At 61.5% G+C, this 4583-nt stretch carries 4 protein-coding genes; 2 read left to right on the top strand and 2 right to left on the bottom strand.

Going from position 1 to position 4583, the window contains the following annotated elements; all coding sequences use genetic code 11:
* Nucleotides 1-17 precede the first annotated feature (17 nt).
* Nucleotides 18-1865 (top strand): potassium transporter Kup, encoded by a 1848-nt coding sequence (locus ABW043_RS09120; protein WP_353920902.1) that lies wholly within the window; start codon nt 18-20, stop codon nt 1863-1865.
* 43 nt (nt 1866-1908) lie between these two features.
* On the opposite strand, the gene ABW043_RS09115 is transcribed toward ABW043_RS09120, so the two are convergent.
* Together ABW043_RS09115 and ABW043_RS09110 are read right to left on the bottom strand one after the other, a co-directional pair.
* Entirely contained in the window at nt 1909-2334 is a 426-nt protein-coding gene (locus ABW043_RS09115) for a hypothetical protein (protein WP_353920901.1), read from the bottom strand.
* 133 nt (nt 2335-2467) lie between these two features.
* On the bottom strand, nt 2468-3595 hold the full coding sequence (locus tag ABW043_RS09110) for an NADH:flavin oxidoreductase/NADH oxidase (protein ID WP_353920900.1): 1128 nt from the start codon (nt 3593-3595) through the stop codon (nt 2468-2470).
* 212 nt (nt 3596-3807) lie between these two features.
* Between ABW043_RS09110 and ABW043_RS09105 the strand changes: the two genes are divergently transcribed.
* Nucleotides 3808-4583, top strand: a 776-nt coding sequence (locus tag ABW043_RS09105) for an alpha/beta hydrolase family protein (RefSeq protein ID WP_353920899.1), incomplete at its 3' end; no start/stop codon positions are given.

Raw genomic sequence — 4583 nt, 5'->3', positions numbered from 1 at the left:
GCCACGCCAAAAGCAACTTGCCGATCCTGACCCTGGGCGCCATCGGCGTGGTCTACGGCGATATCGGTACCAGTCCGATCTATGCCTTCCGGCAGGCGATGCAGGTGCGGCCAGGTGCGGCGGCATCCAACATCGAAGTGCTCGGGCTTCTTTCACTGATTATCTGGGCGCTGACGCTCACGGTGGCGGTGAAGTACGTGTTCTTCGTCACCCGGGCCGACAACAAAGGCGAAGGCGGTACGCTTTCGCTTATGGCCCTGGCGCGGCAGACGTTTACCAATCCGCCGGTATGGATCACGACACTCGGCGTGCTTGGCGCGGCGCTGTTCTTCGGCGATGCGATCATCACTCCGGCCGTCTCGGTGCTCTCGGCCGTTGAAGGCCTTGAGCTCGTCCAGCCGGGCATGACCCGTTGGGTCGTGCCGATTACGCTGGTGCTTATCCTCGGTGTTTTCGCGGTCCAGAGATTCGGCACGGCGAAGGTGTCCATCGTCTTCGGCCCGGTGACCGCGATCTGGTTCCTGACGCTCGGGGTTGCCGGCCTTTCCAATATCATCCAGCACCCCGAGATTCTCTGGGCGATCAATCCGCTGCTGGGCGTGCAGTTTCTCCTGACGCATTTCGGCATCGCCTTTGTGGTCATCGGCGCCATCTTCCTGGCCGTGACCGGCGCCGAGGCGCTCTATGTCGATCTCGGGCATTTTGGGCGCAAGCCGATCGTCCTGGCCTGGTTTGGCCTGGTCTTCCCTTGTCTGCTGCTCAACTATTTCGGGCAGGGCGCCTATGTGATCAGCCATGGCGTCGACAATGTTGCGAGCCCGTTCTTCGAGATGATCCCGGAATGGGGACTGCTGCCCTTCGTGATTCTGGCGACCATGGCGACGATTATCGCTAGTCAGGCTGTGATCACCGGCACGTTCAGTCTCACCCAGCAGGCGATCGCTCTCAACATGTTGCCGCGCATGGTGGTGCACCACACCTCGGCGACGCAGAGCGGCCAGATCTATATGCCGCAGATCAATTCCATGCTGATGATCGGCGTCTTGGTGCTCGTGGCCGCCTTTGGCAGTTCCTCAGCACTTTCAAATGCTTACGGCATCGCGGTGTCGGGCGTAATGATCGTTACACTGATGCTGCTGGTTGTCGTCATGTGGCGAAACTGGAAATGGCATCCGATTGCCGTGGTGTTCTTTGGCCTTGCCTATCTCTGCATCGATGGCGGGTTCTTTGCGGCCAATGCGTCCAAGCTCTTCCAGGGTGGCTGGGTGCCGGCGGCGGTGGCGCTGTTCGTGGCGCTGATCATGTGGAGCTGGATGGCGGGGCGTCGGCGCCTGTCTGACAAGACGCGCCGCGACGAGGTACCGCTGGAGTTCCTCGTCAACAATCTGGCGAAGAAAAAGCCGACGATCGTGCCGGGTACGGCGATTTTCCTGACCAGCGATATCGAGGGTGCGCCGACGGCACTTCTCCATTCTCTCAAGCATTACAAGGTGTTGCACGAGCAGAACGTTATCCTGACCGTCCGGACTTCGGCTTCGCCGCGCGTGCCGGACGATGAGAAGGTGACGATCGACGCCTATAACGAGCTGTTTTTCCGTGTCGTCGTGACGTTCGGCTATATGGAAACCCCAAATATTCCAACGGCTTTGGCGCTGGCACGGAAGCTGGGGTGGAAGTTCGACATCATGTCGACGTCGTTCTTCCTGTCGCGGCGTTCGCTCAAGCTCGGCAAGAAGAGCGGGCCGTTGCGTTTCTGGCAAGATCGGCTGTTTGTCCGTCTTGCCCGCAATGCGAGCGATGCCACCGAGTACTTCCATATTCCCACCGGACGCGTGGTTGAAATCGGCACTCAGGTGGTCATCTAGCTAACAGACTGTTGGCATCGAGTGCCGCGCCCGGCCGAATTGGCTAGCGCGGCATGTCCGGGCATACCGTGGGGACGACGGCAGGCGAGAAGCGCTGTTCGACCACGTCGCTACCAAGCTTGAGCGACAGGATGAGTTCGTCGGCCGTCAGCGAAGAAATGTCGGCATTGATGGTCATGCCGTCTTCTTCCCAGGAAATCGAAGTCTCGGAAACCTGCTGCCACTTCGAGAGGCGATAGGTTTCCCAGCAGCTGTCGCTGACCAGCGTTCCATCGGCGAGGAAGATCTGCATGGTGCCGGGGCTGGCGGCGTCGCCTTGCTGGACCCAGACCTTGTTGAGCAGCGGATTGTCGCCGTCGGCGTCGCCTTCGTCTTCAATGGCGGGCTCCTCAGCGGCTGCGGGCAGGCAGGCTGCGGTTCCAACTCCCCAGACGCTCAGAAGCGCGATGACGGCGGCTTTGGTATCCATGTTCTCTTCCCCTGGTTGACGCTGAGGTGGGTATCGGCAGCGTCGAGCTCAAGGGTGTAGTTGCGTTGCGGCGAAATTTCGATGGCCGGATGAAATAGTTGGGGCGATCGCATGTTGCGACCGCCCCATTGATTTACGAGCCTTGGAGGCCGAGCACGCGATCATGCTCGGACACGCGGCGGGTCTGGACCGGCCAGAGGGAATAGTCCTTGTCGCCGAGCTGGCGCTGGGCGTGGACGGGCCAATTGGGATCGTTGAGTGCGCCGCGAGCAAGAGCGATGAAATCGGCGTCGCCATTGGCAATGATCTCATTGGCGGAATCGACATCGCCGAGGAGGCCGACGGCCATGGTGGGGATATCGGCGCCCTTTTTCACTGCGCTGGCGAACGGCACTTGATAGGCGGCCGACGAAGTGATGCGACCCTGTGCGAAACCGCCGCTCGAAGCGTCGATGGCATCAACGCCATGTGCCTTGAGTTCGCGGGCGAGCGCGACGCTGTCGTCGACAGTCCAGCCGCCTTCGGCATTGTCGCTGACCGAGATGCGGACGAGGATCGGCTTGCCGGCAGGCCAGACGGCACGGACGGCGTCCGTCACCTCGAGGAGCAGGCGCATGCGGTTTTCTCTGGAGCCGCCATACTCGTCAGTGCGATGATTGGCGAGCGGGGAGAGGAACTGGTTGAGCAGGTAGCCATGGGCGGCGTGGATTTCGACAGTGTCGAAGCCGGCCTTGTCGGCGCGCTTGGCGGCGTCGACGAAACCGTCGATCACACGCTGGATGCCGGCCTTATCGAGGGCGACTGGCACCTGGAAGGTCGGATCGGCGGGATTGTTGGATTCGGCTGAGGGAGCGACGGGCTGCCAGTGTTCATAGCCGGCTGCCTTGCGCTGTTCCTCGGTTACGAGATCCTCGGGCTTGCGCCAGGAGACGGGCGTCGAGGCCTTGCGGCCGGCATGGGCAAGCTGAATGCCGGCAGCCGAACCCTGGCTGTGGAGGAAATCGACGATGCGGGCGAGGGGAGCGATCTGCTCGTCCTTCCAGAGGCCGAGATCGCCATAGGAAATGCGGCCTTCCGGCACGACGCCCGTGGCTTCGAAGAGAACCAGACCGAAGCCGCCAATGCCGAAACGCGCGAGATGTGCGAAGTGCCAATCGTTGGCAAAGCCATCAATGGCCGAATACTGGCACATGGGGGCTACGACGGTCCGATTGCGCAAGGTCAGGTCACGCAGGGCGATGGGGGTGAATAGGTTGGTCATGGGAGTCTCTCGTTAGGCGGCCGAAGCCGGCAGTGGCCGGCCGAGACCGGCCAACGAGCGCATAGATGCACATGCGCAACTCCATCGGCAAGTGCCGATGGATGGATTTGTCGTGAAGCATTGCAGCAATGCGGAAGGGTTGGGACTGGTGGGTGGTTGCTCTCGCACTTGCTCCTCCGTTAGGTTCCCCGCGACTATACCGGGAGGAAACCGTGTCGATTACCCGTGCTCGATTTGCTGAACTGCTTGGCTTTGCGCCGCCCGAAATCGGGCTGATTTCCAGTTCGGAGGAGCATGTCGAAGACTATGTCGTCGAGCATTTGCGGCTGCGGATCGGGGAAGAGGACGTCCGCGGTATTCTGACCAAGCCGCGTGGCGCGACTGGACGGTTGCCGGCAATTCTCTATGGGCATTCGCATGGCGGCGGTTACGCGATCGGGGCGCGGGAACTGCTGGATGGGAGAGAGTACCTGGTTGGGCCGCTGGGGCCGGTGTTTGCGCGGGCGGGCTATGTGACGCTTTGCATCGACATGCCGATCTTTGGCGAGCGAGCTACCGTCAGCGAGAACTTTGCGGCAAAGGCGCTGCTTTGGCATGGCAAGTCGCTGTTTGGGCAGATGCTGTCGGATCATGCGGCGGCGCTGACTTATCTAGAGAGCCGTGATGACGTCGATCCCACGCGGATCGGCGCGTTTGGGCTCTCGATGGGGTGTGTGCTGAGCTATTGGCTGGCGGCGCTGGATGACCGGATCGCGGCCGTTGCGCATCTCTGCTGCTTTGCTGATTTCAGGACGATGATCGAATTGGGCGCGCATGATGGGCATGGGATTTATCTGACCGTGCCGGGGCTGTTGCGCGAGGCGGATGGCGGGACGATTGCGGGGTTGATTGCGCCAAGGCCGCAATTGATTTGCGTGGGAGAGGCGGATCACTTGAGCCCGCCGCTGGCAGTGGAGCGGGCTTGGTCGGAACTGGTGCCGGCCTATGC

It is taken from the genome of Devosia sp., from assembly GCF_040509215.1.
Classification (GTDB): Bacteria; Pseudomonadota; Alphaproteobacteria; order Rhizobiales; family Devosiaceae; genus Devosia.
Note: the sequence above shows the minus strand (reverse complement) of the source record. Positions and strands in the feature narration are given on the sequence as shown.

Excerpts from the sequence above, each read along its gene's own strand:
- ABW043_RS09110 (WP_353920900.1), bottom strand. The coding sequence starts at position 3,595 with ATGACCAACCTATTCACCCCCATCGCCCTGCGTGACCTGACCTTGCGC.
- ABW043_RS09115 (WP_353920901.1), bottom strand. The coding sequence starts at position 2,334 with ATGGATACCAAAGCCGCCGTCATCGCGCTTCTGAGCGTCTGGGGAGTT.